Origin of the sequence: Pseudoduganella sp. GCM10020061, from assembly GCF_042683405.1 — a bacterium.
GTDB lineage: Bacteria > Pseudomonadota > Gammaproteobacteria > Burkholderiales > Burkholderiaceae_D > Telluria.
On sequence record NZ_JBHUJS010000011.1, the window covers coordinates 62,984 to 89,196 of the forward strand.

21 protein-coding genes and 1 tRNA gene are annotated in these 26,213 nt (G+C 65.8%); 13 read left to right on the plus strand and 9 right to left on the minus strand.

All coding sequences use genetic code 11. The annotated features are described in order from the left end of the window. Positions 1 to 45 precede the first annotated feature (45 nt). Positions 46 to 744: a CoA transferase subunit A gene (locus ACFSQR_RS14640; protein WP_377730664.1), complete on the plus strand. Its 699-nt coding sequence runs from the start codon at positions 46 to 48 to the stop codon at positions 742 to 744. Positions 745 to 765: 21 nt separating this feature from the next. Further along, positions 766 to 1,416 carry a CoA transferase subunit B gene (locus ACFSQR_RS14645; RefSeq protein WP_377730666.1) on the plus strand — a complete coding sequence of 217 codons (651 nt, stop codon included), beginning with the start codon at positions 766 to 768 and terminating at the stop codon, positions 1,414 to 1,416. Positions 1,417 to 1,548: 132 nt separating this feature from the next. On the opposite strand, the gene ACFSQR_RS14650 is transcribed toward ACFSQR_RS14645, so the two are convergent. The 3 genes from ACFSQR_RS14650 to ACFSQR_RS14660 are packed head-to-tail and all read right to left on the minus strand — an operon-like array spanning position 1,549 to position 3,904. Then, a complete protein-coding gene (locus tag ACFSQR_RS14650) occupies positions 1,549 to 2,253 on the minus strand; it encodes a hypothetical protein (protein WP_377730667.1) in 705 nt (234 codons plus the stop codon). 20 nt (positions 2,254 to 2,273) lie between these two features. Next, positions 2,274 to 3,536: a TonB family protein gene (locus tag ACFSQR_RS14655; RefSeq protein WP_377730668.1), complete on the minus strand. Its 1,263-nt coding sequence runs from the start codon at positions 3,534 to 3,536 to the stop codon at positions 2,274 to 2,276. Next, entirely contained in the window at positions 3,533 to 3,904 is a 372-nt protein-coding gene (locus ACFSQR_RS14660) for a BlaI/MecI/CopY family transcriptional regulator (protein ID WP_377730669.1), read from the minus strand. The genes ACFSQR_RS14655 and ACFSQR_RS14660 overlap by 4 nt, the downstream gene beginning before the upstream one ends. Positions 3,905 to 4,067: 163 nt before the next feature. Here ACFSQR_RS14660 and ACFSQR_RS14665 point away from each other — a divergent pair, with 163 nt between their 5' ends. Beyond that, positions 4,068 to 6,212, plus strand: coding sequence for a TonB-dependent receptor plug domain-containing protein (locus tag ACFSQR_RS14665; protein WP_377730671.1), 2,145 nt, complete (start codon positions 4,068 to 4,070; stop codon positions 6,210 to 6,212). Positions 6,213 to 6,241: 29 nt separating this feature from the next. Further along, entirely contained in the window at positions 6,242 to 6,955 is a 714-nt protein-coding gene (locus ACFSQR_RS14670; protein ID WP_377730672.1) for an SIMPL domain-containing protein, read from the plus strand. A gap of 58 nt (positions 6,956 to 7,013) precedes the next feature. On the opposite strand, the gene ACFSQR_RS14675 is transcribed toward ACFSQR_RS14670, so the two are convergent. Further along, a complete protein-coding gene (locus ACFSQR_RS14675; protein ID WP_377730673.1) occupies positions 7,014 to 8,339 on the minus strand; it encodes a dicarboxylate/amino acid:cation symporter in 1,326 nt (441 codons plus the stop codon). A gap of 151 nt (positions 8,340 to 8,490) precedes the next feature. Continuing rightward, positions 8,491 to 10,719 (minus strand): ATP-binding protein, encoded by a 2,229-nt coding sequence (locus ACFSQR_RS14680; protein ID WP_377730674.1) that lies wholly within the window; start codon positions 10,717 to 10,719, stop codon positions 8,491 to 8,493. Positions 10,720 to 10,897: 178 nt separating this feature from the next. Here ACFSQR_RS14680 and ACFSQR_RS14685 point away from each other — a divergent pair, with 178 nt between their 5' ends. After that, positions 10,898 to 12,181, plus strand: coding sequence for a hypothetical protein (locus tag ACFSQR_RS14685; RefSeq protein WP_377730675.1), 1,284 nt, complete (start codon positions 10,898 to 10,900; stop codon positions 12,179 to 12,181). Between the two features lie 42 nt (positions 12,182 to 12,223). On the opposite strand, the gene ACFSQR_RS14690 is transcribed toward ACFSQR_RS14685, so the two are convergent. Both ACFSQR_RS14690 and ACFSQR_RS14695 read right to left on the minus strand, forming a co-directional pair. Continuing rightward, complete coding sequence (locus tag ACFSQR_RS14690; protein ID WP_377730677.1) at positions 12,224 to 12,679, minus strand: DUF1801 domain-containing protein; 456 nt, start codon at positions 12,677 to 12,679, stop codon at positions 12,224 to 12,226. A 1-nt stretch (position 12,680) separates the two neighbouring features. Beyond that, on the minus strand, positions 12,681 to 13,463 hold the full coding sequence (locus ACFSQR_RS14695) for a 3-hydroxybutyrate dehydrogenase (RefSeq protein ID WP_377730678.1): 783 nt from the start codon (positions 13,461 to 13,463) through the stop codon (positions 12,681 to 12,683). Positions 13,464 to 13,636: 173 nt separating this feature from the next. On the opposite strand from ACFSQR_RS14695, the gene ACFSQR_RS14700 reads away from it, so the two are divergent. The 7 genes from ACFSQR_RS14700 to ACFSQR_RS14730 all read left to right on the plus strand — a co-directional run bounded on the left by ACFSQR_RS14700 (position 13,637) and on the right by ACFSQR_RS14730 (position 23,984). Continuing rightward, positions 13,637 to 14,509 carry an alpha/beta fold hydrolase gene (locus ACFSQR_RS14700; RefSeq protein ID WP_377730680.1) on the plus strand — a complete coding sequence of 291 codons (873 nt, stop codon included), beginning with the start codon at positions 13,637 to 13,639 and terminating at the stop codon, positions 14,507 to 14,509. A 20-nt stretch (positions 14,510 to 14,529) separates the two neighbouring features. After that, on the plus strand, positions 14,530 to 14,880 hold the full coding sequence (locus ACFSQR_RS14705; protein ID WP_377730682.1) for a RidA family protein: 351 nt from the start codon (positions 14,530 to 14,532) through the stop codon (positions 14,878 to 14,880). Positions 14,881 to 14,884: 4 nt separating this feature from the next. Then, entirely contained in the window at positions 14,885 to 17,110 is a 2,226-nt protein-coding gene (locus ACFSQR_RS14710; protein ID WP_377730683.1) for a RelA/SpoT family protein, read from the plus strand. A 103-nt stretch (positions 17,111 to 17,213) separates the two neighbouring features. Beyond that, positions 17,214 to 21,497, plus strand: a complete 4,284-nt coding sequence (locus ACFSQR_RS14715) for an EAL domain-containing protein (RefSeq protein ID WP_377730684.1) — start codon at positions 17,214 to 17,216, stop codon at positions 21,495 to 21,497. Positions 21,498 to 21,555: 58 nt separating this feature from the next. Beyond that, positions 21,556 to 22,356 (plus strand): ABC transporter permease, encoded by an 801-nt coding sequence (locus tag ACFSQR_RS14720; protein WP_377730685.1) that lies wholly within the window; start codon positions 21,556 to 21,558, stop codon positions 22,354 to 22,356. A 9-nt stretch (positions 22,357 to 22,365) separates the two neighbouring features. Continuing rightward, positions 22,366 to 23,307: an MlaD family protein gene (locus tag ACFSQR_RS14725; RefSeq protein WP_377730686.1), complete on the plus strand. Its 942-nt coding sequence runs from the start codon at positions 22,366 to 22,368 to the stop codon at positions 23,305 to 23,307. Continuing rightward, entirely contained in the window at positions 23,304 to 23,984 is a 681-nt protein-coding gene (locus ACFSQR_RS14730) for a hypothetical protein (protein WP_377730687.1), read from the plus strand. The genes ACFSQR_RS14725 and ACFSQR_RS14730 overlap by 4 nt, the downstream gene beginning before the upstream one ends. A 29-nt stretch (positions 23,985 to 24,013) precedes the next feature. On the opposite strand, the gene ACFSQR_RS14735 is transcribed toward ACFSQR_RS14730, so the two are convergent. Both ACFSQR_RS14735 and ACFSQR_RS14740 read right to left on the minus strand, forming a co-directional pair. Further along, the gene (locus ACFSQR_RS14735; RefSeq protein WP_377730688.1) at positions 24,014 to 24,967 is read right to left on the minus strand and encodes an NAD(P)/FAD-dependent oxidoreductase; all 954 of its coding nucleotides are present in this window, start codon (positions 24,965 to 24,967) and stop codon (positions 24,014 to 24,016) included. Positions 24,968 to 25,043: 76 nt separating this feature from the next. Further along, positions 25,044 to 25,955: a cation diffusion facilitator family transporter gene (locus tag ACFSQR_RS14740; RefSeq protein WP_377730689.1), complete on the minus strand. Its 912-nt coding sequence runs from the start codon at positions 25,953 to 25,955 to the stop codon at positions 25,044 to 25,046. A gap of 135 nt (positions 25,956 to 26,090) precedes the next feature. Here ACFSQR_RS14740 and ACFSQR_RS14745 point away from each other — a divergent pair. Continuing rightward, positions 26,091 to 26,167, plus strand: a tRNA-Val gene (locus ACFSQR_RS14745). Positions 26,168 to 26,213: the final 46 nt, after the last annotated feature.

Here is a 26,213-nt window from a genome sequence, read left to right on the forward strand (position 1 = left end):
TGGCTTCCTACTCTGCTGTACAGATTAACGATAAAAGGGACGGGTATGAACAAAGTTTATCCTGATGCGGCGTCGGCGCTGGCCGGCATTGTCAAAGATAACCAGACCATCGCGGTCGGCGGCTTCGGCCTGTGCGGGATTCCGGAAGCGCTGATCCTCGCGCTGCGCGATTCCGGCGTCACCGGCCTGACGGCCATCTCGAACAACGCGGGCGTGGACGACTTCGGCCTCGGGCAGCTGCTCACCACGCGCCAGATCAGGAAGATGATCTCGTCCTACGTCGGCGAGAACAAGGAGTTCGCGCGCCAGTACCTGGCCGGCGAGCTGGACCTGGAATTCACCCCGCAGGGCACGCTTGCGGAAAAGCTGCGCGCAGGCGGCGCCGGCATCCCGGCCTTCTTCACCAAGACCGGCGTGGGCACCATCGTAGCCGAAGGCAAGGAAGTGCGCGAGTTCGACGGCGAGCAGTACGTGATGGAGCGTTCGCTGGTGGCCGACGTGGCGCTGGTCAAGGCGCACGTGGCCGACAAGGCCGGCAACCTGGTGTTCCGCAAGACCGCCCGCAACTTCAACCCGAACGTGGCGATGGCCGGCAAGATCTGCGTCGTCGAAGTCGAAAAGCTCGTGGAAGTGGGCGAGATCGATCCGGATGCCGTGCACCTGCCAAGCATCTACGTGCACCGCATCGTCGTCAACCCGACCCCGGAAAAGCGCATCGAACAGCGCACCGTGCGTCCTAACTAAGCGAATACCGGAGACAAGAACATGGCATGGACTCGTGACCAAATGGCCGCGCGCGCGGCGCAAGAACTCCAGGACGGTTTCTACGTCAACCTCGGCATCGGCCTGCCGACGCTGGTGGCGAACTACGTCCCGGACAATATCGAAGTATTCCTGCAGTCCGAGAATGGCCTGCTGGGCATCGGTCCGTTCCCGACCGACGCGGAGGTGGACGCTGACCTGATCAATGCCGGCAAGCAGACCGTGACGGCGCTGCCCGGCGCGGCCTTCTTCAGCTCCGCCGATTCGTTCGGCATGATCCGCGGCGGGAAGATCAACCTGGCGATTCTCGGCGCGATGCAGGTATCGCAGACCGGCGACCTGGCCAACTGGATGATTCCGGGGAAAATGGTCAAGGGCATGGGCGGCGCGATGGACCTGGTGGCCGGCGTCAAGCGCGTGGTCATCGTGATGGAACACGTCGCCACCGCCAAGGACGGCACCACTTCGCACAAGATCCTGGAGAAGTGCGACCTGCCGCTGACCGGCGTGGGCGTGGTGGACCGCATCATCACCGACCTGGGCGTCATCGACATCACCGAGCGTGGCCTGAAACTGGTCGAGCTGGCGCCTGGCGTCGGCGTGGAAGAAGTGCTGAAGGCGACCGGCGCGGAGCTGGACGTTTCCGCAGTTTGACGCGACGCGCTGACGTTAAAAAAGGACGCTTTGAAGCGTCCTTTTTTTTTTCGTCCCGGCGCAGCGTTCACTGTTCCCAGGTGTAGCTCGTCTCATACCAATCGACCCGGCGGCCGGGCCGGCAGTTCTGGGCTAGCGGGCGTCGAGCATGCGGCGCACCGTCTCTTCGGACGGAGGATCTGTGAACAGCTCCTGCCAGGTCATGCCTTTCTCACGGATGAGGAAGTCCAGCATCAGGTGGTAGCGCCGATACGTGCGAGGGTACCAGTTCAGCGCGCCCATTTGGTACAGCTTGTGCTCCGCGGCTGCGTCGAACTGGCCACCTTTTCCGATATAGTCGGCGAATCCTTCGCTCAGCCACACGGGTTTGGTGATGTAGGTTGTGCGGCCGAACGCGCGCGATTGCAAGATGTGCGCCGCTTCGTGAGCGATAAAGTAGGAGAGCGGACGCAGGTCCGCGTCTACCAGGCGCCGACCCTGCGGCATGCGCACGGTGTTATTCGCGATGTCCGCCGAGCGGATGACGATGTTGCGGGTCAGGAGCATCTCGGCGCCGCCGCCCATCGTCGTATCGAAGCGCATCCCGTAGAACCAGAGGCGCCATGGGGCATTGCAGATGAACAGCTTGATCGTCCAGTCGGGCTTGTAGAGTTCCGACGTTTTCAGCCTGCGGGTGGCGTCGTCCAGCACCGCTGCGATGCTGTCCGGGATAGGCTCGTCGGACCAGACTTCATAATTCTGGTAGCGCACGTGGTGCGCGAACATCGGCTGCGGGAAGGAGACGATCGCCACGTACGCTGCCACGAGCGCGAACAGGCCGAGCGCAAGCCGGCCCACAGTTCTCCTCGCAGGGCGCATTACCGGAGCGTCCAGACGTACTGGATTTGCGCTTGCAGCGCGATCGGTATACCGTTCAGCGTGCCCGGCTTGAAGGTGCACTTGCGCAGGGCGTTGAGCGCGGCGGCGTCAAGCAACGCATCACCGCTCGATGTGTGGATTTGTCCGTCCTCCACGGTCCCTTCCGCAGTCACGTTGAAGATCATCTTCACCGTGCCTTCGCTCTTGCGGGCCAGCGATTCGGCGGGATAGCGGGGCTTGGCGCAGCTTGCAAAGTTCAGCTGCGGCTTTTCGATGCGATCAGCGGCCGCGTCGGCGTCGGCACGCGCCGGCTGGCCGACATGCAAGGCGCCGGCCATGAGCGCCAGGCCAAGCACCGGGACGAACGCGCTCCAGCCGGACGACCTGGTGTCGGGTTTGATCAGGCGCTTGATACGAACCATCAGGTCGCCGCCGTTGGCCGCCTGGGCCAGGTGATGGTGCGAGAACTGGATCTTTTCCAGTTCGGACAACGCCAATGCCAGCCGGCGTGGTTCGCCCAGTTGGCGGGCCGCCAGGTCGTCCGCGATTTTTTCGCGCTCGTCGCGCACCTGCTTCGAGATCCACCACACGGCCGGGTGGTAGAACAGCAGGGTTTCGATCACGTTCTGGCACAGGTTCACCAGGTAATCCATGCGCTTGATGTGCGCCATCTCGTGGGCGAGCAGGGCGTCGAGCAGGTCGGGCGGCATGCCGGTGACGAGCGATGCCGGCACCAGCACGACCGGGCGCCACCAGCCTGCGGTGATGGGGCTGGCGAGCTTGTCGAGGACGCGCAGGCGCACCTCGCGCGTGACTCCGAAGCGGCCAGCCAGCTGTGCCAGGCGCGCCTGGAGCGCCGCATGCGGCGTGCCATCGGCAGCGCTGTGGCGGCCGATCCACAGGAGGCCAGCCGTCATCCGCGTGCCAAGAGCCAGTGCGCACGCTGCCCACGCCCAGGCGATGGTATCGAGGTGCGGGCCAAGCAGGTCGAGCATGCGGGAAGGCCCCGCGATCGCGGCGGATGCCGCGCCCGGCGCCAGCAGGGCAAGCGACGCGGCTTCGGCGGAGGACAGCCGCGCCGCCAGCGTCATGGCCGGCCAGGCGAAGCAGGCCAGCATCGCGGCACAGGCGACCAGGTAGCGCGGACCCGGCGCGGCACGGCGCATGGCGGCCAGCAGCGCCGCCGCAAGTACGCCGATGACGGCGCCTTGCCATACGAAGTCGACCAGCGTCCAGCCGAGGGCGGTCATGAAACCGTTCATTCTTTGTCCTCCTTCAGCAGCGCTTCGATCTCGGCGCGCTCCTTCTTCGAGATGCCGCTCTTGAGCGCGGCCAGCACCAGCGCCTTGGCCGAGCCGGCGAAGGCGCGGTTGACGAAGTCCTTGAGCAGGTTGGTTTGCAGCGAGTCGCGCTCGTAGGCGGCGGTGTACACGTGCGAGCGGTGGCTCTCGTCGCGCGTGAGCAGGCCCTTGCCGTGCATGATCTGCATCAGGCGCAGGACCGTGGAGTAGGTGACGTCGGGACGGTCCTTGAGCATCTGCTCGTGGACTTGCCGCGCGGTCGATGGACCCATCGGCCACAGCGTTTGCAGCAGGTCGAGTTCCGCCGGGGTAGGTTTTTGCACGCTCATTGGTCGTCCTCTTCAAGACCGGTTTTCCCGAGCAGCCTAGCTGACCTAGACATGGTTGTCTATATTTTTCGTACTCATGTGGAAACATAGACACACCTGTCTAGATCGTTCCGGGTTTCCTGTATGATCGAACTAGACACTGATGTCTAGGAGACCCAAGCGCATGGCAGCAGCACCGAACGTGTTCATAATTTTCCTGCCCGGCCTGTTCGCTGCCGGAAGCGCGAACGGGCAGGCGGCGCCGGAAGCGGCACCCGCGCCGGTTGCCACGGTCGCCGTGTCTGGCAATGCCGAGTCGATGCGCCGCAACGATACCGCCACGCGCATCGTGGTGACGCGGGCCGACATCCTGAAATATGGCGACACCTCCGTGACCGAGGTGATGAAACGGCTACCCGGCGTGACGGTAGCAAATGGCGAGGTGCGCATGCGCGGCCTGGGCGGCGGCTATACGCAAATCCTCGTCAACGGCGAACGCCCGCCGGCCGGTTTTGCGATCGAGTCCTTGGCACCCGACGCGATCGAGCGTATCGAAGTGCTGCGCGCGGCAACGGCGGAGTTCAGTACGCAGGCCATCGCCGGCACCATCAACGTGGTCCTTCGCCGCAGCGCCAGCAAGAAATCGCGCGAGGCGAAGGCCAGGCTCAGTGGCGATGGCGGCAATCCGCAGCCCGGCGTAACGCTGATCCTGTCCGATCAATTCGACACGTTCAACTACACCGGCAGCGTGGGGCTTGGCCGCAGCGGCTTCAGCGAGGATTCTTCCGAGCGGGTCGAGGAGCGCAACCCGATGGGCGAGGTCGCCGGCCTGCGTGCGACGCGCGTCGCCAGCGACAATATCGGCGAGCTGCTGAACGTGAACACCCGCCTGCACTGGAAACTGCCGGATGCTGCGAGCCTCACCTGGCAGATGTCCGGCATGGCGGGGACCTTCAAGGGCGACACCAGGGAGCGGACTTCGACGGAGCTGGGTGCTCCCTATCCGTATCCCCGCCTGGACGTGCGCTACACGCGCGATTTCGCAAGCCTGGGCACAGACCTCGAGTGGACGGCGCGCATCGGCGAGGCAGGAAAACTGAGTACCAGGGTCAAGGCGAACCTGGAGGACAACGAGCGCTTCATGGGGCGGCTGGCGCGCAACCAGTCGGACAAGGTGGTCCTGGACCGGCGCTTCGCGACCGACACGCGCGACCGTGGCTGGTCGTGGACCGGCAAAGCGTCGTTCCCGTGGACCGAGCGACATGCGCTGGCGCTCGGCTGGGACGCGGGTCACGGCAGGTACCGCGAGCACGAGGCGCAGGACGACGTGCCGACCGCGCTCGGCCCGGCACCGGTCGATTTCGATAACACCTTCGATGCCGCGATCCGCCGCATGGCGCTGTACGCGCAGGACGAGTGGGAGGCCACGTCCACGCTGTCGCTGTACCTCGGCTTGCGCTGGGAAGGCGTGGACACGCGCACCAGCAGCGTGGCGGCTGTGTCGCAGTCCAGGTCGCGCGTGTGGAGCCCGCTTCTGCAGGCGCTCTGGAAGGTCCCGGGATCCGGGAACGACCAGCTGCGCTTTGCGCTGACCCGGACCTACAAGGCGCCGTCCCTGCGCCAGCTTGTCCCGCGCATTTTCCAGACCTCGTTCAACACGGCGGTCAGCCCGGACTTCACCGGCAATCCCGGCCTGCGCCCGGAACTCGCAGTGGGCGCGGACCTCGCCTATGAGCACTTCTGGGCCGGCGGCGGCATGGTCTCCGCCAGCGCATCGGTGCGCAGGATCGATGGCCTGGTGCGCAGCGCGGTGCTGTTCGACGGCAAGCGATGGGTTTCCAGTCCGGTCAACTCGGGCGAAGCGCTTGTGCGCGGCCTGGAACTGGAGGCCAAATTCCCGCTGAAGGCCCTGTTTGCCGGGGCGCCGGCGATCGACGTGCGCGCGAGCGCCAGCGGCAACTGGTCGCGCGTCAGCGTGGTGCCGGGGCCGGACAACCGCCTGGCCGGCCAGAACCCGTGGTCGGCCAACGTTGGCGCCGACTACCGGCGCGGCCCCGTGAGCGCCGGCGCCAGCCTGTCGCTGGTGGCTGGCGGATGGAACCGGCTCTCGGCGGCCGAGTTCCGCTACGTGTCACAGCGGCGCGACCTGGATGCCTATGCCGCGTACGCGTTCGATCCGCGCCGCCAGTTGCGCGTATCCGCCTCCAACCTTCTGGGAACGGACCGTACCAATGCGTCTCGCTACGCCGATGATGCCGGCAGCATGGAAAGCCGCACACGGACGGCGGCGCAGCCCATGTGGCGCATCCAGTACGAACACAAGTTTTGAACCCCGCGATCATTTGAAAGGAAGTGCACATGTTGAGAAAATTTGCTGCGGCGCTGGCGCTGGCTGCCTTCGGCCTGAACGTTCACGCGGCCGATATCCCGGCCTATCCATTCGTTCACGTCGATGGCTCCGCCGAAGTCCGGATCAATCCTGACACCGGCGAGTTCGACGTCGAAATCAGCACCATGGATACCGATCCGGACGCGGCGTGGAAGACCATCGAAGCACGCCTGGCCGAGATCCGCGCGGTGCTGGCCCAGCACGGGATCGCTCCCGCCGACTACGTGGTGCAGGACATCGCGCGGCGCGTGCGCAAGGGCGAGGCGCCCACGCCGGGCGTGCCGCCGGTGATCGAGACCACCGCCGCGGTGCACGTCACCGTGCGCGACCTGTCGAAATGGGCCGCGATCGTGGAGCCGCTCGCGAAGATGCAGAACGTCGCGGCATTCGCCGTCGTGTTCAGTCACACGGACCAGGAGAAGATCAAGGATGCGCTGATGGCCGAGGCGCTTGCCGATGCGCGCCGTAAGGCCGCGCTGGTTGCGCGAGGCGTGGGACGCAAGCTAGGGCAGGCCAGCGGCGTCGCGACCTCGCCGCTCAAGAACATGTCCAACACATTCGGCTTCGCGGTCGACTATCCGCTCGGCCGGGGTGCACGCGCCGCGCCGGACGCTGTGGACTACACGCTGGTGGCGGCGATTCGCTATGCGCAGGATGTCGATGTGATTTTCCGGCTGCAGTAGGGTCCCGCGCACCCTTTGTTTCGCCCGGTTTGCGTCCCCGCGTGCGCGGGGATCACTGTCAGCCGGTCGGCCCGGGCGGGTCGCCGGGGTGGGGGAATAGCTCCGGGTCTTCTTCCAGGTGGCTCGGATGCGCCAGTTCGCGCGCCAGCCGGTCGTGGTCCAGCTCATGCTCCCACTTCGACACCACCACCGTGGCGACCCCGTTGCCGATGAAGTTGGTCAGCGCCCGCGCTTCGCTCATGAATCGGTCCACACCGAGGATCAGGGCCATCCCCGCGACCGGAATGCTGGGCACCACCGCCAGCGTCGCGGCCAGCGTGACGAAGCCGGCGCCGGTGATCCCGGATGCGCCTTTCGAGGTCAGCATCGCCACGCCAAGGATGGTGAGCTGCTCGGTCAGCGTCAGGTCGGTGTTGGTGGCCTGCGCCACGAACAGTGCCGCCATCGTCATGTAGATATTGGTGCCGTCCAGGTTGAACGAGTAGCCGGTCGGGACCACCAGGCCGACCACGGTATCCGAACAGCCCAGCTTTTCCAGCTTGCGGATCAGGGCGGGCAGGGCGCTTTCGGATGAACTGGTCCCCAGCACGATCAGCAGTTCCTCCTTGATGTAATTGATGAAGCGCAGGATCGAAAAGCCGGTTGCGCGCGCGATTGCGCCCAGCACGATGAACACGAACAGGAAGGCAGTCAGGTAGAAAGTCCCGACCAGCTTTGCCAGCGGAAGCAGCGATTCCAGACCGTATTTGCCGATCGTGAAAGCCATCGCGCCGAATGCGCCGATTGGCGCCAGCTTCATGATGATGCCGACCATGCCGAAGATGACGTGGGACAGCAGGTGCACGCCGGCGGTGACGGCGCGGCCGCGCTCGCCGAGCAACGCCAGCGCAAAGCCGAACAGGATGGCGATCAGCAGCACCTGGAGGATGTCGCCCTTCGCGAACGCGTCCACGAAGGTGGCCGGGATAATGTTCATGAGGAAGTCGATCGTGCTCTGGCCTTCTGCACGTTCGGTGTACTGCGCGATCGCGCTCGCATCCAGCGTGGCCGGGTCCACGTTGAAGCCGTCGCCCGGCCGGACCACGTTGCCGACGATGAGTCCGATTGCCAGCGCGATGGTGGACACCACCTCGAAATAGATCAGCGCCTTGCCGCCGACGCGCCCGATCTTCTTCATGTCCTGCATGCCCGCGATACCGGAGGCGACTGTCAGGAAAATCACTGGCGCGATGATCATCTTGATGAGCTTGATGAAGCCGTCGCCGAGCGGCTTCATTGCCTCGCCAAGGGACGGGTAGAACGCGCCGAGCGTTACGCCCACGACGATGGCGAACAGGACCTGGATGTACAGGACGCGATAGAAAGGTTTTCTTACAGTAGCCATGACGCACCCCCTGTTAGCCCCCCGTCATCGGATGATAGAACAGGACCGCGGCCAGCGACGCACGCTGGCCACCGGGTGTTGTGGCGCTTGCCTGTCCTGCCGCAGCGCATCGGCAGGTTGGCGGAATTGGCGGCGCCGCCGCGCCCTGCGCTTAAGCCAGCGGGAGCGTCACCGTGAAGACGACCTTGCCGTCACGGTAGGCATATGCCAGCGTGCCTTTGTGTTCCTGCACGATCTGGTGGGCAATGAACAGCCCGAGCCCCAGTCCGGTGCGGTTGAGCGGATTGTTCAGCGAGGTCTGCTTGAACGGCCGGAACAGGGTTGCCGCGATCTGGTCCGGGATCGGCGCCGCGGCATTGGCGATGCTGATCGTCGCCTGGCCCTGCGCTGCGGTCAGGCTGACCTCGATCGGCTTGCCCTGTTCGCCGTGATGGCGTGCATTGCTCAGCAGGTTCCCGATCACCTGCCCAAGACGGCCCCGGTCCCCCATCACAGCCGCCGGCCCGCTGGGTAAATGGGGACAGACCCCATTTTCGAAATGGGGTCTGTCCCCATTTTCGAACTGGTACAGGGTGTCGGGATAGGCCAGCTTGGACTCTTCCATCAGGTCGTCGATCAGCCCGCCGAGGTCGATGCGTTCGAGCGCGGCGCCCAGCGCCACGCCCTGTTCGATGCGGCTCATGTCGAGCACCTGGCTGATCAGCCGCTGCATGCGGTTGCTGGATGACTGGATGCGCCGGCCCAGCGCGCCCTTGCTGGCATCGTCGCCAGTATGTTCCAGCACGATGCCGGCCATATTGATCGAGTGGAGCGGGTCGCGCAGGTCATGTCCCAGCATCGCCAGCAGCTGCGCGCGCATGGTCTCGTTTTGCGCGCGGCGGGTGTTGGACACGCGCGCGAGTTCGCCGAGCGTGGTGCGAACGTTGCCGATGATGCCCTCTTCCCAGGGAGTGCAGCAGCCGCGCACCGTCTCGTGCCATGCCTCGAACGATCCGCGCGGGGTCAGCCGTTCGCCCATCGGGCCGTGCCGGTCGGTCTTTTCCGGGCGGCCGGCCCAGGCAACCTGTTCGATCTGCTCGACGCGCATCAGCACGCACCAGCCGCCGCTGGGCGGGTCGAACGGCATCCCAAGCATGCCGGCCCATTTGCCCAGCTGCGCACGCATGGCCTCCGGCCAGTCAGCGGCGCATTGGCGCAGGACCAGGTCGCTGGCCTCGCTCGGCAGCGAGGCGACGACAGCTTCCGCTGCCGCCTGCTCGATGCCCATGCAAATCACCCGGCCGTGCTGGGACGCGATCATCGCTTGCGAGCGCGTGCATGCGAGCATGGCGCCGGCGTTCTTGGACAGCGCGTCGAGCGGATCTTCTTCCAGCAGCAGGGATTCGACCAGCGCGGAACGTACCGTGGCCGCGCTTTCGACCAGTTCGGCCTGCTGGCGCGCCTCGATGCTCTGGACCATCGAGGCGATCACCTGCGCCACCACGTCTGCCGCCATGCGGATCGAATGCGGAACGCGCTTTGGCGACATGTGGTGGCAGGCGATCAGCCCCCACAGGCGCCCGTTGATGACGATCGATACGCTCATGGACGCGCCCACGCCCATGTTCTGCAGGTATTCGATGTGAATCGGCGACACGCTGCGCAGCACGGCAAAGCTCATGTCCAGCGGCGCCGCGCCGGGCAGTCCCAGCAAGGGTATCGCCTGGTAATTGACGTCCGCGATCAGGCGCAGCGTATTCAGGATGTACATGCGCCGAGCCTGCGGCGGGATGTCGCCCGCCGGATAACGCTGTCCGAGATAGGGCGTCAGGTCGTCGCGGCGCGCTTCGGCCACCACGTCGCCGCTGTCGTCGCTGCGGAAGCGGTAGGCCATCACGCGGTCGAAGCCGGTGAACTCGCGCACCTGGCGGACCGCGGTGTCGAGCAGGTCCTGGATGTTTTTCTGGCGGCGCAGGCGCTCTATCGAGGTATGGGCGCGCACCGCGAACATCGCATCGGCGTCGGCCGCGTCGGCGACTTCGAATTCGGCGATCGCGCGGCCCATGTGGGCGTGCACCACCACGTCGAACGACACTCCGTCGAGCTGGATCTTGGTGAGGGCTGGCGGGTTCTCGCCCTCCGTCATGGTGTCGAGGCATTCGCGGACCAGGGCTGTCGCTTCTCCGGGCAGGGCGAGTTCCGGCAATTCCTGTCCCGGCTGCAGTGCTGCGCCCAGCAGTTGTGGCGCATTCGCGCTCCAGCCTTCCAGCGCTCCGCCGGCGGTGAAGAAGAGCAGGGCGCCATGCGGCTGGATAGCGCCGGGGATGTGGATCGGTTCATCTGCGCAATTGCGCAGGTCGGCCCGCTGGGGCGTCGCCATGGGCTCGGGTGTGCCGAACATCAAATCAGGATCCTTTCATAGGGGGTTATTGAATTATACGATGCGGAAATGACAAGATATGGCGGCACGATTCGAGGCGTGCGCGCGACGGCCCTATAGCGTGAAAGTTTGCCATTGCACAACGATTACGATGGTGGATAATGCGGATTCGCTTTGATCCATCGAACAAGGGAGCAGCATGAAAACCAAGATCTTCGCCGCCGCAGCAATGCTCGTCGCCGGCACGGCATTCGGTGCCACCGTCCAGGATGTGGCCGACCGCTACATGAAATCAGTGCTGGCCGTCGGCGTGCACGACGCGTCCTATGTGGACGCCTATTACGGCCCGAAAGAGATCCAGGACCAGGTACAGAAGGAAAAGAAAGGTCTCGCTGCCATCCGCGCCGATGTCACTGACGCCCTGAAGGACCTTGAAGGCCAGCGCGCGGCAAATGAAGATGAAGCGCTGCGCATCGAATTCCTGCGCAAACAGCTCGGCTCCATGCTGACCCGCATCGATATGCTGGGCGGGCAGAAGTTCGCATTCGACGACGAGACGGCGCGCCTGTACGACGCCGTCTCGCCGCACTACGACCGCGCGCACTACATGAAGCTGGTCGGACAAATCGACAAACTGCTGCCGGGGAAAGGCTCCGTGCCGGAGCGCCTGAAGGACTTCCGCGCGAAGTTCGTGATCCCGAAGGACAAGCTGAAAGCGGTGTTCGACGCCTCGATCGCCGCCTGCCGCGAACGCAGCGCCAAATACATCGACCTGCCGGCCAACGAAAACTTCGTCCTGGAGTTCGTGTCCGACAAGCCGTGGAGCGGCTACAACTGGTACAAGGGCAACGCGCAGAGCCTCATCCAGATCAACACCGAGTTCCCGATCTATATCGACCGCGCTGTCGACCTGGGCTGCCATGAAGGTTATCCGGGCCACCACGCCTACAACGCGCTGCTGGAGAAGGCGCTGGTCAAGGGTAAGGGCTGGACCGAGTTCAGCGTGTATCCGCTGTATTCGCCAATGTCGCTGATCGCCGAGGGCAGCGCCAACTACGGCATCGAAATGGCGTTCACCGAGGATGAGCGGCTGGCGTTCGAGCAGAAGGTGCTGTACCCGATGGCGGGCATCGATCCGTCGCTGGCGAAGAAGTATGCGGAGGTGCTGAAGCTGACCGCGCAGCTGAGCTATGCCGACAACGACGCCGCCAAGAATTACCTGGAAGGGAAGTGGACCAAGGCGCAGACCATCGAATGGCTGGTGAACGTGCAGCTGGCGCCGCCGGAGAAGGCCGAGCAGCGCATCAAGTTCTACGACGGGCTGCGCGGCTATGTCATCAACTACAACCTCGGCAAGGACCTGGTGAAGGCCTACGTGCTGCGGCACGTGACGTCGAAGGATCCGGAGGTGGCACGCCAGCAGAAGTGGGATGCGTTCCGCAAGCTGCTGTCGTCGCCGCGCCTGGCCAGCAGCATCCGCTAGCGGGAAGGGACGGTCCGGCAAGGACCGTCCCCGAGCGCAGCACTATCGTTGAATCATGCTTTCGTAGCGCGCGATCCACTGCGCCGGCGTCATCTTCGACGCCAGTTCCCCCACCAGTTCCAGCGGAATCTGCTCCGGCTTCTTGAACCGCACGCAGCTCTTGCCCATATCCAGCCTGGTCTTGCAGTGCTTCGGGTACTCGCTGGTGAACCACGCATGCAACTCCGGATCCGCGTACATCCCCATGTGGTACAGGCAGATCGCGTGCTTCTGGTTCGCCAGGCTCAGGAACGGCAGCGGATCGGACGGATTGCAGTGGTACCCGGCCGGATAGGCGGAATGCGGTACCACCCAGTGCAGCATGCCTTTGGCGACGATTTCGTGGAAGCCTTCCGGCAGGCGCTCGCGCACCGCCTGGCGCAGCGCCGCCACTGCATCACGGCGCTCGTCCGGCAGGTTGGCGAGGAATTCTTCGACCTCCATTTCGGCCGGGCGCATGTTACTGGGCCACCCAGCCGCCGTCCATGTTCCACGCCACGCCGCGCACCTGGTTCGCGGCCTGGCTGCAGAAGAACACGGCCAGCGCGCCCAGTTCGTCCGGCGTCACGAACTCGCCCGACGGCTGCTTTTCGGCCAGCAGCGCCTTCTTGGCCTGTTCGGTCGTGAGGCCATCGCGGGTGGCGCGGTCGTCGACCTGTTTCTGCACCAGCGGCGTGAGCACCCAGCCCGGGCAGATCGCGTTGCAGGTGATGCCGGTGTGCGCGAGTTCGAGCGCGGTCACCTTGGTAAAGCCGATCAGGCCGTGCTTGGAGGCGACGTAAGCGGATTTGCCGGCCGAGCCGACGAGGCCGTGCACAGACGCCAGGTTGATCACGCGGCCCCAGTTCTTCGCCTTCATGCCGGGCAGCGCGAGGCGGGTGGTGTGGAAGGCGGAAGTGAGGTTGATCGCGATGATCGCGTCCCATTTCTCGGTCGGGAACTCGTCCACGTTGGCCACGTGCTGGATGCCGGCGTTGTTGACCAGGATGTCGACGCCGCCGAAATGGTCGGCCGCGTACTGCATCATCGCCTCGATCTGCTCCGGCCTGGACATGTCCGCGCCGTGGTAGCCCGTGAGCACGCCGAACTCGCGCGCCACCCCGGTGTGCAGCGCCTCGATCTGGCCCGCGTCGCCAAAGCCGTTGAAGACGACGTTGGCGCCCTGCGCCGCGAGCGAGCGCGCGATGCCCAGGCCGATGCCGGAAGTGGAGCCTGTAACGAGTGCTGTTTTACCGCTTAACATGGTCGAGTTCATGGAAATCCCTGTTCTAGGTTGGTATGAATATCAGGCTGCCTGCGCCCTCTGGCACACTTCGGTAGAATTCTAAGCGCAACGAACGGTAAAATGTCATTTGAGCCAGAAGTTTTAGAACCAAAACAGGCCACGCGCCGCCGAATGGATCAAGGATTGACCCCATGACCGAACCCCGACTGAAATCCGTGCAGTGCATCTCGCCAGCCGGGCTGCATCGCGTTGCGTACAAGGAGTGGGGTGATCCGGGCAACCGCAATGTGCTGATCTGCTCGCACGGCGTGACGCGCGTGTCCGACGACTTCGACGCCCTGGCCCGCGCGCTGTCGGACCACTACCGGGTGGTATGCCCGGACACCGTGGGGCGGGGTCGCTCGGGCCGCCTGGCCAATCCCCAGTTCTACCGGGTGCCGCAATACGTGAGCGACATGGTCACCCTGATCGCCCGTGTCACGCAGGACGAGGACCAGGTGGACTGGTTCGGCACCTCGATGGGCGGCCTGATCGGCATGGGCCTCGCTTCGCTGCCGGGCAATCCTGTACGCAAGCTGGTGCTCAACGATATCGGCCCGACCATGGATGCGGCGGCGTTGGCGCGCATCGGCGACTACATTGGGCAGGACCTGCGCTTTTCGACCTACGAGGAAGCGAAGTGCTTCGTGCGCGACGTGTCGCAGTCCTTCGGCGAACACACCGACGAGCAATGGGAAAAGCTGGCCTGCGACGTCCTGCGCCAGGACGAGCAGGGCCGCTGGGTGCGCCATTACGACATGGGCCTGGCCGAGCCGATTCGCGCGGTAACGCCCGAGTCGTGCAAGTCGGACGAGGCGCTGCTGTGGGCCGCCTATGATGCGATTACCTGCCCGACGCTGCTGGTGCGCGGCGAGAAATCCGACCTGCTGTCGCATGACACCGCGGTAGCCATGACGCAGCGCGGCCCGCGGGCACAATTAGTGGAAATTCCGAACGTCGGCCACGCGCCGACCTTCCTGCATGAAGACCAGATCGCGATTGCGCGACAATTTTTGGTGGGCTGAAGCCCATCGTTGAGAGACATATGGAAATCAAACGACTGCACGTAGGCCGCCGCCTCTCCGAAGTGGCGATTCACAACGAAACCGTGTACCTGGCCGGCCAGATCGCCGAGGACACCTCGCAGGACATCGGCGGCCAGACGCGCGAAGTGCTCGGCCACGTCGACCGGCTGCTGGCCGAAGCCGGCAGCGACAAGACCTGCATCCTGATGTGCCAGATCTACATCAAGGACATGGCGGACTTCCCTGCAATGAACGAAGTCTGGGACGAATGGGTCGCACAGGGCCACACACCGCCGCGCGCGACGGTGGAATCGAGGCTGGCCAATCCTGAAGTGCTGGTGGAGATCGTCGTCACCGCAGCACTTCGCTAAGACAATGGTATCGGTCACGGCGCTCGGTGGCGCCACGACGCAGCTCGTGCGCGGTTTGAATGCCGACGACGCCGCGCGCGTCTCGCAGGCGCTCGAGTATGTAAGCGAAGCTTACGGCGGCAAGGTCGCGTCATCCGGCCAGGATGCGTTCGAGTTCTCGCACGGGGTGGCCAGCACGCTCGCCTCGCTCGACCTCGACGCCGATGCGCGCATTGCCGGCCTGGTGTTCGAGCTGACCGTGACCGATCCGCAGGCGGTCGCCAACCTCGAGGGCCGCTTCGGCAAGGACGTGGTCGACCTGGTGTCCGGCATGCGCCAGCTGATCCGCCTGCGCGACATGACGGTCGGGCAGGGCAGCCGCGACGCCAAGGCCGGTTCGCAGCTGGAGTCGCTGCGCAAGATGCTGCTGGCGATGGCCAGCGACATGCGGGTGGTGCTGATGCGCCTGGCCTCGTGCGTGACCACGCTGCGCTACTTCGCCGACCACAAGATCTTCAACGAGCTGACCCACGCCTACGGCAAGGAGACGCTCGACCTGTACGCGCCGCTCGCCAACCGCCTCGGTATCTGGCAGCTCAAGTGGGAGCTGGAGGACCTGGCGTTCCGCATGATCGAGCCGGAGACCTACAAGCAGATCGCCAAGATGCTGGAAGAGAAGCGCATGCAGCGCGAGTCGTTCGTGTCGGCGTCGATCCAGCGGCTCGAATCGGCCCTGGCCGAGTCGGGCATCCAGGCCAGCGTGTTCGGGCGTCCCAAGCACATCTATTCGATCTGGAAGAAGATGCGCGGCAAGGAGCTCGACTTCTCGTCGCTGTACGACGTGCGCGCATTCCGCGTGATCGTCGAAGACGTCAAGACCTGCTACACGGTGCTGGGCGTGGTGCACAACATCTGGACCCCGATCCCGAAGGAGTTCGACGACTACATCTCGCGTCCCAAGCCGAACGGCTACCAGTCGCTGCACACGGTGGTCACGGCCGACGACGGACGGCCGCTGGAGGTGCAGATCCGCACGCAGGAGATGCACCACTTTGCCGAATACGGCGTGGCCGCGCACTGGCGCTACAAGGAATCGGGCGGCTCGAACTTCAAGGGCCAGAAATACGACGAGAAGATCGCCTGGCTGCGCCAGCTGCTGGCGTGGAAGAGCGACGTCGCCGAGCACGTGGTCGAGGAAGAGGGCAAGCAGCAGCGCGAGTGGGTCGAAAAGCTCAAATCCGCGACGCTGGACGACCGCATCTTCGTGCTGACGCCGCAGGCGCGCGTGCTGGAACTGCCGGCCGGCGCCACCCCGATCGATTTTGCCTACCACCTGCACAGCGAGGTCGGCCACCGCTGCCGCGGCGCCAAGGTCGACGGCGTCATGGTGCCGCTGAATACGCCGCTGAAGAACGGCCAGACCTGCGAGATCATCACCGCCAAGGGCGCGCCCGGAACCGCCGGGCCGTCGCGCGACTGGCTCAGTCCGGGGTACACGGTCAGCAGCCGCACGCGCTCCAAGGTGCGCGCCTGGTTCCACGCCATCGACCTGCAGGAGACGCTGGCCCACGGCCGCGCGCTGGTTGAAAAGTCGCTGCAGCGCGAAGGCAAGACCTCGGTCAACCTGGAAGCGCTGGCGCACAAGCTGGGCTTCAACAGCATGGACGACCTGTTCGTCTCGGTCGGCAAGGACGAGTTCTCGCTGCGCACCGTCGAGAATGCGCTGCACGACAGCGGCGAAGCGGCTGCCGTGCCGGACGAGGTGGTGGTCAACAAGAGCCGCACGTCCAGCGTGGAGCAGGGCGCCAAGTCCGGCGTGCTGATCGTGGGCACCGACGGGCTGATGACAGCGCTGGCCAAGTGCTGCAAGCCGGCGCCGCCGGACCCGATCATCGGGTTCGTCACGCGCGGCAAGGGCGTCTCGATCCACCGCACCACCTGCAAGAACTTCGCGGACATGCGCAACAAGGCGCCGGAGCGCGTGATCATCGCGGACTGGGGCCTGACCAAGGCGGACACCGTGTATCCGGTCGACCTGTTCATCATGGCGAGCGATCGCCAGGGACTGCTGCGCGATATCTCCGAAGTTTTCTCGCGCGACAAGATCAACGTGACGGGCGTGAACACGCAAAGCGCCAAGGGTGTCGCGCGCATGGTCTTCACTGCGGAGATCGGCTCGACCGCCATCCTGCAGAAGGCCCTTGCCGCCATCAGTGAGGTGCCCGGCGTCCTGGAAGCGCGGCGCCAGTAAGCCGCGCCCCGGCCGCAGGCAAGCCGGGCCATTCCAGGCGCGTGTTGGGGCGCGGCGTCTGCGATATATACTGGGCGTTCCATTATGCGATCGAACGCCGCCCATGGCTCCGCTGATCTCCCCGGGGTCCGTTGCCACGATCCTGCTGGCTGCGGGCTACGTCCTGTTTGGGCAAGTTGCGTTGCTGTCGGCGGCTGCGCCGGGCTACGCGGCGTCTGTATGGCCGCCTGCCGGCCTGGCGCTCGCCGGCCTGCTCCAGCTGGGCTACCGCGCATGGCCGGGCGTCACGATCGGCTCCTTTGCGCTCACGTTCTCGACCGTCTATGCCACCGCAGGCACCGGTCTGGGCGCCGCGATTGCCCTGGGGGTGGCCACGGGCGCGACGCTGCAGGCGCTCCTGGGCGCGTTCCTGGTGCGGCATCTCGACGGCGCCAGGACCGAACCGGCAGGGCTGGGCCGCATCATTGCGATCCTGGTGGCGGGCGGGCCGCTTGCCTGCCTGGCAGGGGCCTCGGCCGGCGTTGCGACCTTGTGGGCATCGGGTTCGATCGCCAGCAGCGACATCGACTTCAACTGGTTCACCTGGTGGGTTGCCGATACCATCGGCGCGCTGATCGTGCTGCCGCTCTACCTGGTCTGGAAGCGCGATGCCGTCTACCTCACCAGGCGCCACCAGGTCCTCGCCACCCTGCCGATGCTGGTGCTGCTGGGCGTCATCACGCTGTTGTTCAGGCGTACCAGCGAGCTGGACCAGGAAAGCGTCGCAGCCGATTTCAACCGGCGCAGCGAACTCATCGTCCATAACCTGGGGCAGAAACTGGCCGAGTACGCGGAAGCGCTGCACTCGGTGGCCGGCTTCCTGACGGTCAGCGACGTGAAGCTGGACCGCAGCGGCTTCCGGCGGCTGGTGGAAGACCTGCTCCGGCGCCATCCCAGCCTGCACGCGATCTGGTGGAGCCCGTACCTGACGGCCGACGAACGGGCCGGATATGAACGCGCGTTGCGGGCCGAAGGCTATGCGCCGTACGGGATCCGCGTGCTGGATGCGCACGGCGCGCTCGTTCCGGCCCCGGCACAACCCGAATATGTGCCGGTCACGTTCATGGAACCGGTCAGGAGTAACCTGGAACGCATCGGCTTCGATATGGCGTCCGATCCGGTGCGGCGCGCCACATTGCAGAAGGCGCGCGACAGCGGGCGTCCCGCCACCAGCGAGCTGGTCTACCTGGTGCCGCCGAGGGCCAGCCAGCGCAGCATCCTCATCATTGCGGCAGCCTACCGGCCGGGCGAGCCGCGCGCAACGGTGCAGCAGCGCCAGCGCGCGCTGCGCGGTTATGTGGGGGCTGCGCTCAGGGTGGAGTTGATGATGGCCGACTTCCTGGGCCAGATCGATACGGCCGGCCTGTACATCCGCCTGCAGGACCCCGGCGCCGGCCCAGCTGCACGCCTGCTGGTCGAGCTGCCGCCGTCCTCCGGGCCGCCCGCGCCGCGGCTGCAGCGCCTCGCCGCCGCGCGCGCGAGTCCCGTCCACCAGGCCCTCGTGGCTGTGGGGGACCGGCGCTGGGAACTCACGGTGACGCTCGATGAGAACAATCCGCTGCCGTACCGTTCGCCGATGGCGTGGAGCGCCCGGGTCGCGGCCCTGTTGCTCTCCGGCCTGTTCAGCACTTTCCTGCTGGTCATCACCGGTCGCAACGTGGCCATCGAGCGGGAGGTGCGGCAACGCACGCGCGAGCTTCGCAACAGTAACGCCGCCTTGCAGGAGTCGATTGCCGGACTGGCGCGCAGCGAGCACGCGCTGCGGGAAAGCGAGGAACAGGCGCGCAGCATCCTCGAAACGGCGCGCGATGCCTATATCGCGATCGATCCGGCCGGGCGCATCGTCGACTGGAACCGGGAGGCCGAAGCGACCTTCGGCTGGCCGCGCGACGAAGCGCTCGGCCGCCTGGTGCTGGAGCTGCTGCTGCCGTCCCGCGCCGGCCGTCCCCGTAGCAGCGGTCTCGTGCGCCACCTGGCCAGTGGCAGGACCCGTTTCCTCAACCGCCGCATGGAGGCGGTCCTGCAAAAGCGCGATGGAACCGCGGTTCCGGTCGAGCTGATCATCTGGGCGACGGGAACCGGGAGCGAACGCCGCTTCCATTCCTTCGTTCATGAGATCAGCAGCCGCCGCGTAGCCTTGCAACGGCTGGCCGCACAGGAGGCGGCTGCCGCGGCGCTGGTCAGGTCGGCCACGCTGGCCGACGCGGCGCCGCGGGTGCTGCGGGCAATTTGCACCGAACTGGGGTGGAGCACCGGAACCATCTGGATGCGCGATGAAAAAGAAGGCGGCTTGCACTGCTGCGAATTCTGGAGCGCCGACAGCGCCAATGCACCGTTCGAGGCAGCCACCCGGGCGCTGCAACTCGCGCCGGACGAGGGCCTGGGTGGCCGCGTGCTGCGCAGCGGCCAGCCGGTATGGGTCAGCGACATCGCGGCGGACGAGAGCTTCGTGCGCAAGCGCGAGGCGGGGGAGGCGCACCTGCGGTCCGGATTTGCGTTGCCGGTCAGGGCCGGCGGCGACCTGCTGGGCGTGATGGAGTTCTTCTCGCGGCAAAAGACCGAACCCGACCCCGGCCTGCTGGCGATGATGGAAACGGTCGGCAGCCTGCTCGGCCAGTTCATCGCGCGCCGGCGCGCGGAGGCGGCCCTGTTCGAGGAGAAGGAGCGCGCAGAGGTGACGCTCGGCTCGATCGGCGACGGGGTCATCGTGACCGACATCTACTGCTGCGTCACCTACCTGAATCCGGTAGCGGAAACGCTGACCGGATGGCCCACTGCGCAAGCGCGGGGCCGTCCCGTGAACGAGGTGTTCCGGCTGGTGTCGCAGTCGGGCGGGGAAACCTTGCCGTGCCCGCTGGGCGCGGCGATCCATGCGAACCGCCGCGTCGGCCTGAGCATGGACGCCGAACTGGTGCGGCGCGACGGCTACCGCCTGATGGTGGAGGATGCCGCCGCGCCCGTGCATGACCGGGCCGGGCAGGTTGTCGGCGGCGTGATGGTGTTCCACGATGTCAGCGAGGCGCGCGCCATGCAGGTGAAGATGTCGCACCTGACCCGCCACGACCACCTCACCAGCCTGCCTAACCGGGCACTCCTGTACGAGCAGCTGTCGCAGGCGCTGCACCACGCGCGCGGGCGCGATGTCGAACTGGCGCTGCTGTACATCGACCTGGACGGGTTCAAGCACATCAACGATGCGCTCGGCCACGAGGCCGGCGACATCCTGCTGCAGGAGGTCACCCAGCGCCTGCTCGCCTGCGTGCGAACTGCCGATACCGTGAGCCGCCAGGGCGGCGACGAGTTCACCATCCTGCTGCCCGAGATCCGCAGCAGCAGCGACGCGATCCGCGTGGCCGAGCAGGTCCTGGAGCAGGTGCGCGCGCCGTTCCACATCGGCGACCTGGAGCTCAACCTGACGGCCAGCGTGGGGATCGCCCTCTACCCGGAGGACGGCGACGATCCCGGCGTGCTGCTGAAACATGCCGACGCGGCCATGTACCGCGCCAAGCGCAGCGGCCGCAACCAGTATCACTTCTTCACCCCCGAGATCAGCGCGCTGGCCGACCGCCGACTGGCGGTGGAGACGGCCCTGCACCAGGCCCTGCGCAACCACGAACTGGTGCTGCATTTCCAGCCGAAGGTGGCGCCATCGACCGGCGCGATCACCGGCATGGAAGCGCTGGTACGCTGGCAGCGGCCCGACGGTGTGCTGGTCCTGCCGGCCGACTTCATCGAAGTGGCCGAAGACAGCGGACTCATCACCCGGATCGACCAGTGGGTGCTGGAGGAGGCGTGCCGCCAGAACCAGGCCTGGCAAGACGCGGGGCTGCCGGCGGTGCCGGTCGCTGTCAACCTGTCGGCGGCCAACGCCCAGATCGACCAGTTCCCCGCCTTCCTTGCCGGAGTGCTGGAGCGGACCGGACTGCAGCCGCGCTACCTGCAGATCGAGATGACCGAGAGCCAGATGCTGGCCGATACGCAGCGCTTCGAGACGCTGATCCGCAGCATCAATGCGCTGGGCGTCAAGGTCGCGATCGACGACTTCGGCACCGGATATTCCAGCCTCAGCTACCTGCAGCGCTTCCCGTTCGACATGCTCAAGATCGACCAGTCCTTCGTCAAGGCGCTCAAGGGCGACTCGCCCGAGTCCGCGATCGTGGAAGCGATCACGCGGCTGGCGCACGCCTTCGGCTTCGCCCTGGTGGCCGAGGGCGTGGAGACCGACGAGCAGGCCCGCATCCTGCAGGCATACGGCTGTGACGAAATGCAGGGCTTCCTGTACAGCCGCCCGGTTCCGGCGCACGAGCTTGAAGCACTGCTGCGGACGGCCCCCTGCGCGCCGTCCTGAGCTGTTTTGCTTCGAATCATGCCGCACGGATGTGCCGGACGCAGGTATGATTCCAAAAATGCATCCTCATTCTTTCCTGCACGCAAAGCCGAGCCAATGGGGGAAGGTTGCCCAGCGCCACGTTGCAGGGTGGTGGTACACGCTGCACCTGGGCGCGATCGCGATCGTGATGGCGCTCTCGCCATCGACCTATACGCGCCAGAACCGCGTCCTCACGGCCCGCTATATGTACGCCTACACCTGGCAGGTCATGCCATGGTTCACCATCCTTGCCTCGCTGGTGAGCCTGGTCGTGATCCGCATCGTGGTCGTCACGGCGGCCAGCTATGGCCTGTCCAACTTCGCGCTGGAAATGGTGGTGCGGGTGCTGGTGCTCGAGATCATTCCGCTGACCGCCGCGCTATTCGTGGCGCTGCGCGCCGGCCTTGCCTTCAACGCCGCCGATGCGCTGGCCGCGGCGTCCCTGTCGCCGGGAGATTCGGCCGCCGCGCAGAACCGGCTGCGGCGCGACCTGGTGCCGCAGGTGGTGGCCAATACTTTTTCGGTCCTGAGCCTGGCGATGGTCAGCAGCGTGGTGGTGCTGGTCCTTGCCTACCTGGTGGTGTACGGCTTTTCGCCCTGGGGCATGGGCTATTACACGCGCACGGTGGGACGGGTGTTCGACCCGGTGGTGACGATCGGCTTTGTCGCCAAGACGGTCGGCTTCGGCCTGGCCGTCGCGGTCATCCCGGCAGCTGCGCTGCTGCAGCTGCAGCGCACCGGACGCAAACGCAAATCGACCGTGCAGCCGGGCGCCATCGGCCTGCTGGTCGTACTGTTCCTGATCGAGGCGCTGTCGCTCCTGATCAAATACATCTGAGGGGAATTCATGCAGCAAGCGCAAAACGAGGTGGCGCCGGAACCGGTCGCCAACGTGGAAGCGAAAGCGATCATCCTGCTGGTGCTGGTGGCAGCGCTGATCGGACTGTTCCTGCTTTACATCGCGTACGCGCGCGGCGTGTTCCAGCCCACGCAGCGGCTGGTGCTGCTGGCGGACGATTCGGAAGGCGTGGTGGTCGGGATGGACATGACGTTCTCTGGTTTTCCGATCGGGCGCGTGCAGCAGGTCGACCTGGGCAAGGACGGCAAGGCGCGCATCCTGGTCGACGTGCCGGTTGAGGACGCGAAATGGCTGCGCACGTCGAGCATCTTCACGCTGGAGCGCGGCATGGTCGGCGACACCAAAATCAAGGCCTTCTCCGGCATCCTGACCGATCCGCCGCTGCCCGACAACGCGGAACGCGAAGTCCTGCGTGGCGACACGGCGGCCGAGATTCCGCGCCTGGTGGCGAGCGCGCGCACGCTGCTCGACAACCTGGTGTCGATGACGAACGAAGGCTCGAGCATCAACGAGAGCCTGTCGAATATCCAGAGCGCCACCGGACGCCTGGGCGGCAAGTATGGGCTGCTGGGCGGTGCGCTGGGCAGCGACGCCGAGGCGCGCAAGCTGGTGGAAACCGTGGAGCGCCTGAACACGCTGCTGGCAAAGACCGACCAGCGCGTGTACGGCAAGGCCGGGCTGATGGACGATGTCCAGGCCAGCGTGCGCCAGCTGAACGTGGTGCTGCAGGACGCGAGCAACACGCTCAAGAAGGCCGACGCGGTGCTGGTGGAGGCGCAGGCGGTCGGCGCCAACGCGCGCGCGGCAACCCAGGACCTCGGCGCCCTGCGCGGCGAGGTCGATGCCAGCCTGCGCAAGATCAACCAATTAGTTGATGATATCAACCGTAAGTGGCCATTCGCCCGCGAGAAGGAGATCAAGCTGCCATGAAGCGACTCACCCTGATCATGGCTGCGTGCGCGCTGGCCGCATGCTCCAGCAAGCCGGTGCCGCCGGCGTGGCAGGCGAATGCCTACGGATCGCTGAACAGCTTCAGCAACGCCTACCTGCGCGGCGACAGCAGGGTTGCGCAGGCCGAGTTTGCGCGTGCGCGCGGCGAGGTGGCCAGCACCGGGCGGCCCGACCTGGTGGCGCGTGCGGAGCTGGTGCGCTGCGCGGCGCAGGTCGCGTCGCTCGATTTCGGACCGTGCGAAGGCTACGCGGCGCTGGCGCAGGATGCGGCCCCCGCGGAGCGCGAATACGCTGCCTACATCGGCGGCCGATGGGATGGTCTGGACGCGAGTCTGTTGCCGGAGCAGCACCGGCCGGTGGTGTCATCCGGGACGGCGGCCGGCGTCGAGGATCCGCTGGCGCGGCTGGTTGCCGCCGGGGCACTGATGCGCGCCGGCCGTGCCGGGCCGACCGATATTTCGGCGGCCGTCGAGACGGCGTCGGCGCAGGGTTGGCGCCGGCCCCTGCTCGCGTGGCTGGGCGTGCAGCTCAAGCGCGCAGAGGCGGCAGGGGATGCGACCGCGGCAGCGCAGATCCAGCGCCGCATCACACTGGCCGGCACCACTCCGGCGCCGGTCAATCCCGTCGACGAAACGCCACCTGCCGACCGCAAATAGGCTGCCGCGGCGCCAGGCTGTCTTCGCATTCAAGCGTAGCGGGCGGGGAGGGCATTGTGGATGCAGGTGGCTGCGACAGCGGCCTGTCCGGTGGCGACGGCGATCTGGTTCAGGCCGCGCACGACGTCGCCCACTGCAAACAGTCCCGGCACCGTGGTCTGCTGCTTGTGGTCCACGAGCAGCTTCTCGCAGTCGGTCACCTCGGCGCCAAGCGATACCGCCAGGGTTGAGCGGGCGGTCTCCCCCAGCATGGGGTACACCACGTCGAACTGGAATTCCTCGCCATCGGCCGTGTGCACGACTGGCTTCATATCGTCGGTGAGGGTAACGCAGACGCAGGGCGAGGCAATGTGCCGCACCTGTCCGGCCTGCAGGCGCTCGCGGTCGGTATCGGAATATTCGGATTGCTTCTCACGGTCGAACAGCGTGACGTGCTCGCAGTAGGTGCGGAGGAACAGCGCATGATTGACGGGCTTTTGTTCGCACGCGAGCACGCCCACCTTTTTTCCCTTGACGTCGTAGCCATCGCATACCGGGCATAAACGGATCGCGCCGCAGGCGACGGCTTCGTGCCAGCGCTCCATTGGCATGCCGCCATCGATGACGCCCGATGCCAGCAGGACTGTGCGGGCGCGCACTTCGCCGATGCTGGTACGGGCCACGAAACACAGGTCCCCGGACCGGGTCAGTTCGAGCACCTCGCCATCGTGCACTTCGCCGCCGTAATGGCGCAGTTGCGTGCGCATGCGCTCGAGCAGTTCGGCGCCGTTTACGCCGTCGGGAAAGCCGGGGTAGTTGTGGCTGACCGGGATCAACGAGAGGCGGCTGTGGCCCTTGTCGATCACGGCAACCGAGCGGCGGAAACGGCGCAAGTAGGTGGCGGCCGTCAGGCCGCCAGGTCCCCCGCCCACGATGAGCACGTCGTAAAGTTCGTCATTGAGCGCCATGATGCAATGGTGCTGCACCAGGGCAAGGGTTGCCATCGGCGTGCCGGCCTTGTTGCAGTGGGATGTGGACTACAACGGCGCGCAGGCGATGCGCCCGGCAGCCGGTAAGGCGTTAGCGAAGTTCCGGCTGGAGGGTGATGTGGTCGATGCCGTGCTTTTCCAGCAGCATGGCCTTGACCTGGCCAAGGATGCCCGGCCAGTCCGACAGTTCGGCAATGTGCAGGTGCCCGATCAGCGCCGGCTGGCCGGGCGACATGTCCCACACATGCAGGTCGTGCACGCCCAGCACGCCCGGAACCTGCGCCAGGTCGGCGCCTACCTGCACGTAGTCGATGTGGTGGGGCACGCCCTCCATCAGGAAGTGGTAGGCGTCGCGCAGCACGCTGAAGGTCGAGCGCAGGATCAGCAGGCAGACCAGCACCGACAGCAGCGGGTCGGCCTGGTACCAGCCGGTGAAATAGATGATGCCGCCGGCCAGCAGCGCCGCCACCGAGCCGAGCAGGTCGCCCATCACATGGATCAGCGCGGCGCGCGTGTTCACATTGTCCTTGTCGCGCGAGAGGAACCATGCCACCGAAATATTGATGACCATGCCGATCACCGCCACCACCGTGACGGTCGCACCGGCCACCGGGGTCGGGTGGGTCAGCCGCTGGAACGCTTCCCAGCCGATCCACGCGACCAGGGCCAGCATGGCCAGCGCGTTGACGAACGCGGCCAGCGCTTCGGCGCGCACCAGTCCGAACGAATGCTTGGCCGACGGCGGGCGGCGCGCGATCACCTGTGCCATCAGGGCCAGGCCGAGCGCCGCAGCGTCGGTCACCATGTGGCCGGCGTCAGAGATCAGCGCGAGCGAGTTGGCCAGGAAGCCGGCGATGACTTCGACCACCGCGAACAGCAGCGTGAGCCCGAGCGCCCACGCCAGCACGCCCGGCCTGCCGCCTTCGAGCGTGTGTAGGTGGGCGGCGTCGCCGTCGCCGTGCGCATGCAAGTGTGCCGAAGAGTGGTGGTGGTGGCCTGCCATGGATGTTTCGATAATATGAGAGTGGCGAAAGTGTAATCGAAACAGGCATTCCGTTCCTGCTTTGGCATCGTTTTGATTCCGCTCGAAAAAAGACCCTTGTCATGGGCGGAATGAGTCTCTATAATGCTGGGCATCGGGCGGTTAGTTCAGCTGGTTAGAATACTTGGTCGACATCCAAGGGGTCGCAGATTCGAATTCTGCACCGCCCACCAGTACACAGTAAGAGCGAGAAAGGCACCACGGTTATGACACCGCGAA

Bases quoted from the DNA above. Each gene is read 5' to 3' on its own strand.
- ACFSQR_RS14640 (WP_377730664.1), top strand. From the start codon at position 46: ATGAACAAAGTTTATCCTGATGCGGCGTCGGCGCTGGCCGGCATTGTC.
- ACFSQR_RS14645 (WP_377730666.1), top strand. From the start codon at position 766: ATGGCATGGACTCGTGACCAAATGGCCGCGCGCGCGGCGCAAGAACTC.
- ACFSQR_RS14655 (WP_377730668.1), bottom strand. From the start codon at position 3,536: ATGAACGGTTTCATGACCGCCCTCGGCTGGACGCTGGTCGACTTCGTA.
- ACFSQR_RS14660 (WP_377730669.1), bottom strand. From the start codon at position 3,904: ATGAGCGTGCAAAAACCTACCCCGGCGGAACTCGACCTGCTGCAAACG.
- ACFSQR_RS14665 (WP_377730671.1), top strand. From the start codon at position 4,068: ATGGCAGCAGCACCGAACGTGTTCATAATTTTCCTGCCCGGCCTGTTC.
- ACFSQR_RS14670 (WP_377730672.1), top strand. From the start codon at position 6,242: ATGTTGAGAAAATTTGCTGCGGCGCTGGCGCTGGCTGCCTTCGGCCTG.
- ACFSQR_RS14675 (WP_377730673.1), bottom strand. From the start codon at position 8,339: ATGGCTACTGTAAGAAAACCTTTCTATCGCGTCCTGTACATCCAGGTC.
- ACFSQR_RS14680 (WP_377730674.1), bottom strand. From the start codon at position 10,719: ATGTTCGGCACACCCGAGCCCATGGCGACGCCCCAGCGGGCCGACCTG.
- ACFSQR_RS14685 (WP_377730675.1), top strand. From the start codon at position 10,898: ATGAAAACCAAGATCTTCGCCGCCGCAGCAATGCTCGTCGCCGGCACG.
- ACFSQR_RS14690 (WP_377730677.1), bottom strand. From the start codon at position 12,679: ATGCGCCCGGCCGAAATGGAGGTCGAAGAATTCCTCGCCAACCTGCCG.
- ACFSQR_RS14695 (WP_377730678.1), bottom strand. From the start codon at position 13,463: ATGTTAAGCGGTAAAACAGCACTCGTTACAGGCTCCACTTCCGGCATC.
- ACFSQR_RS14700 (WP_377730680.1), top strand. From the start codon at position 13,637: ATGACCGAACCCCGACTGAAATCCGTGCAGTGCATCTCGCCAGCCGGG.
- ACFSQR_RS14705 (WP_377730682.1), top strand. From the start codon at position 14,530: ATGGAAATCAAACGACTGCACGTAGGCCGCCGCCTCTCCGAAGTGGCG.
- ACFSQR_RS14710 (WP_377730683.1), top strand. From the start codon at position 14,885: ATGGTATCGGTCACGGCGCTCGGTGGCGCCACGACGCAGCTCGTGCGC.
- ACFSQR_RS14715 (WP_377730684.1), top strand. From the start codon at position 17,214: ATGGCTCCGCTGATCTCCCCGGGGTCCGTTGCCACGATCCTGCTGGCT.
- ACFSQR_RS14720 (WP_377730685.1), top strand. From the start codon at position 21,556: ATGCATCCTCATTCTTTCCTGCACGCAAAGCCGAGCCAATGGGGGAAG.
- ACFSQR_RS14725 (WP_377730686.1), top strand. From the start codon at position 22,366: ATGCAGCAAGCGCAAAACGAGGTGGCGCCGGAACCGGTCGCCAACGTG.
- ACFSQR_RS14730 (WP_377730687.1), top strand. From the start codon at position 23,304: ATGAAGCGACTCACCCTGATCATGGCTGCGTGCGCGCTGGCCGCATGC.
- ACFSQR_RS14735 (WP_377730688.1), bottom strand. From the start codon at position 24,967: ATGGCAACCCTTGCCCTGGTGCAGCACCATTGCATCATGGCGCTCAAT.
- ACFSQR_RS14740 (WP_377730689.1), bottom strand. From the start codon at position 25,955: ATGGCAGGCCACCACCACCACTCTTCGGCACACTTGCATGCGCACGGC.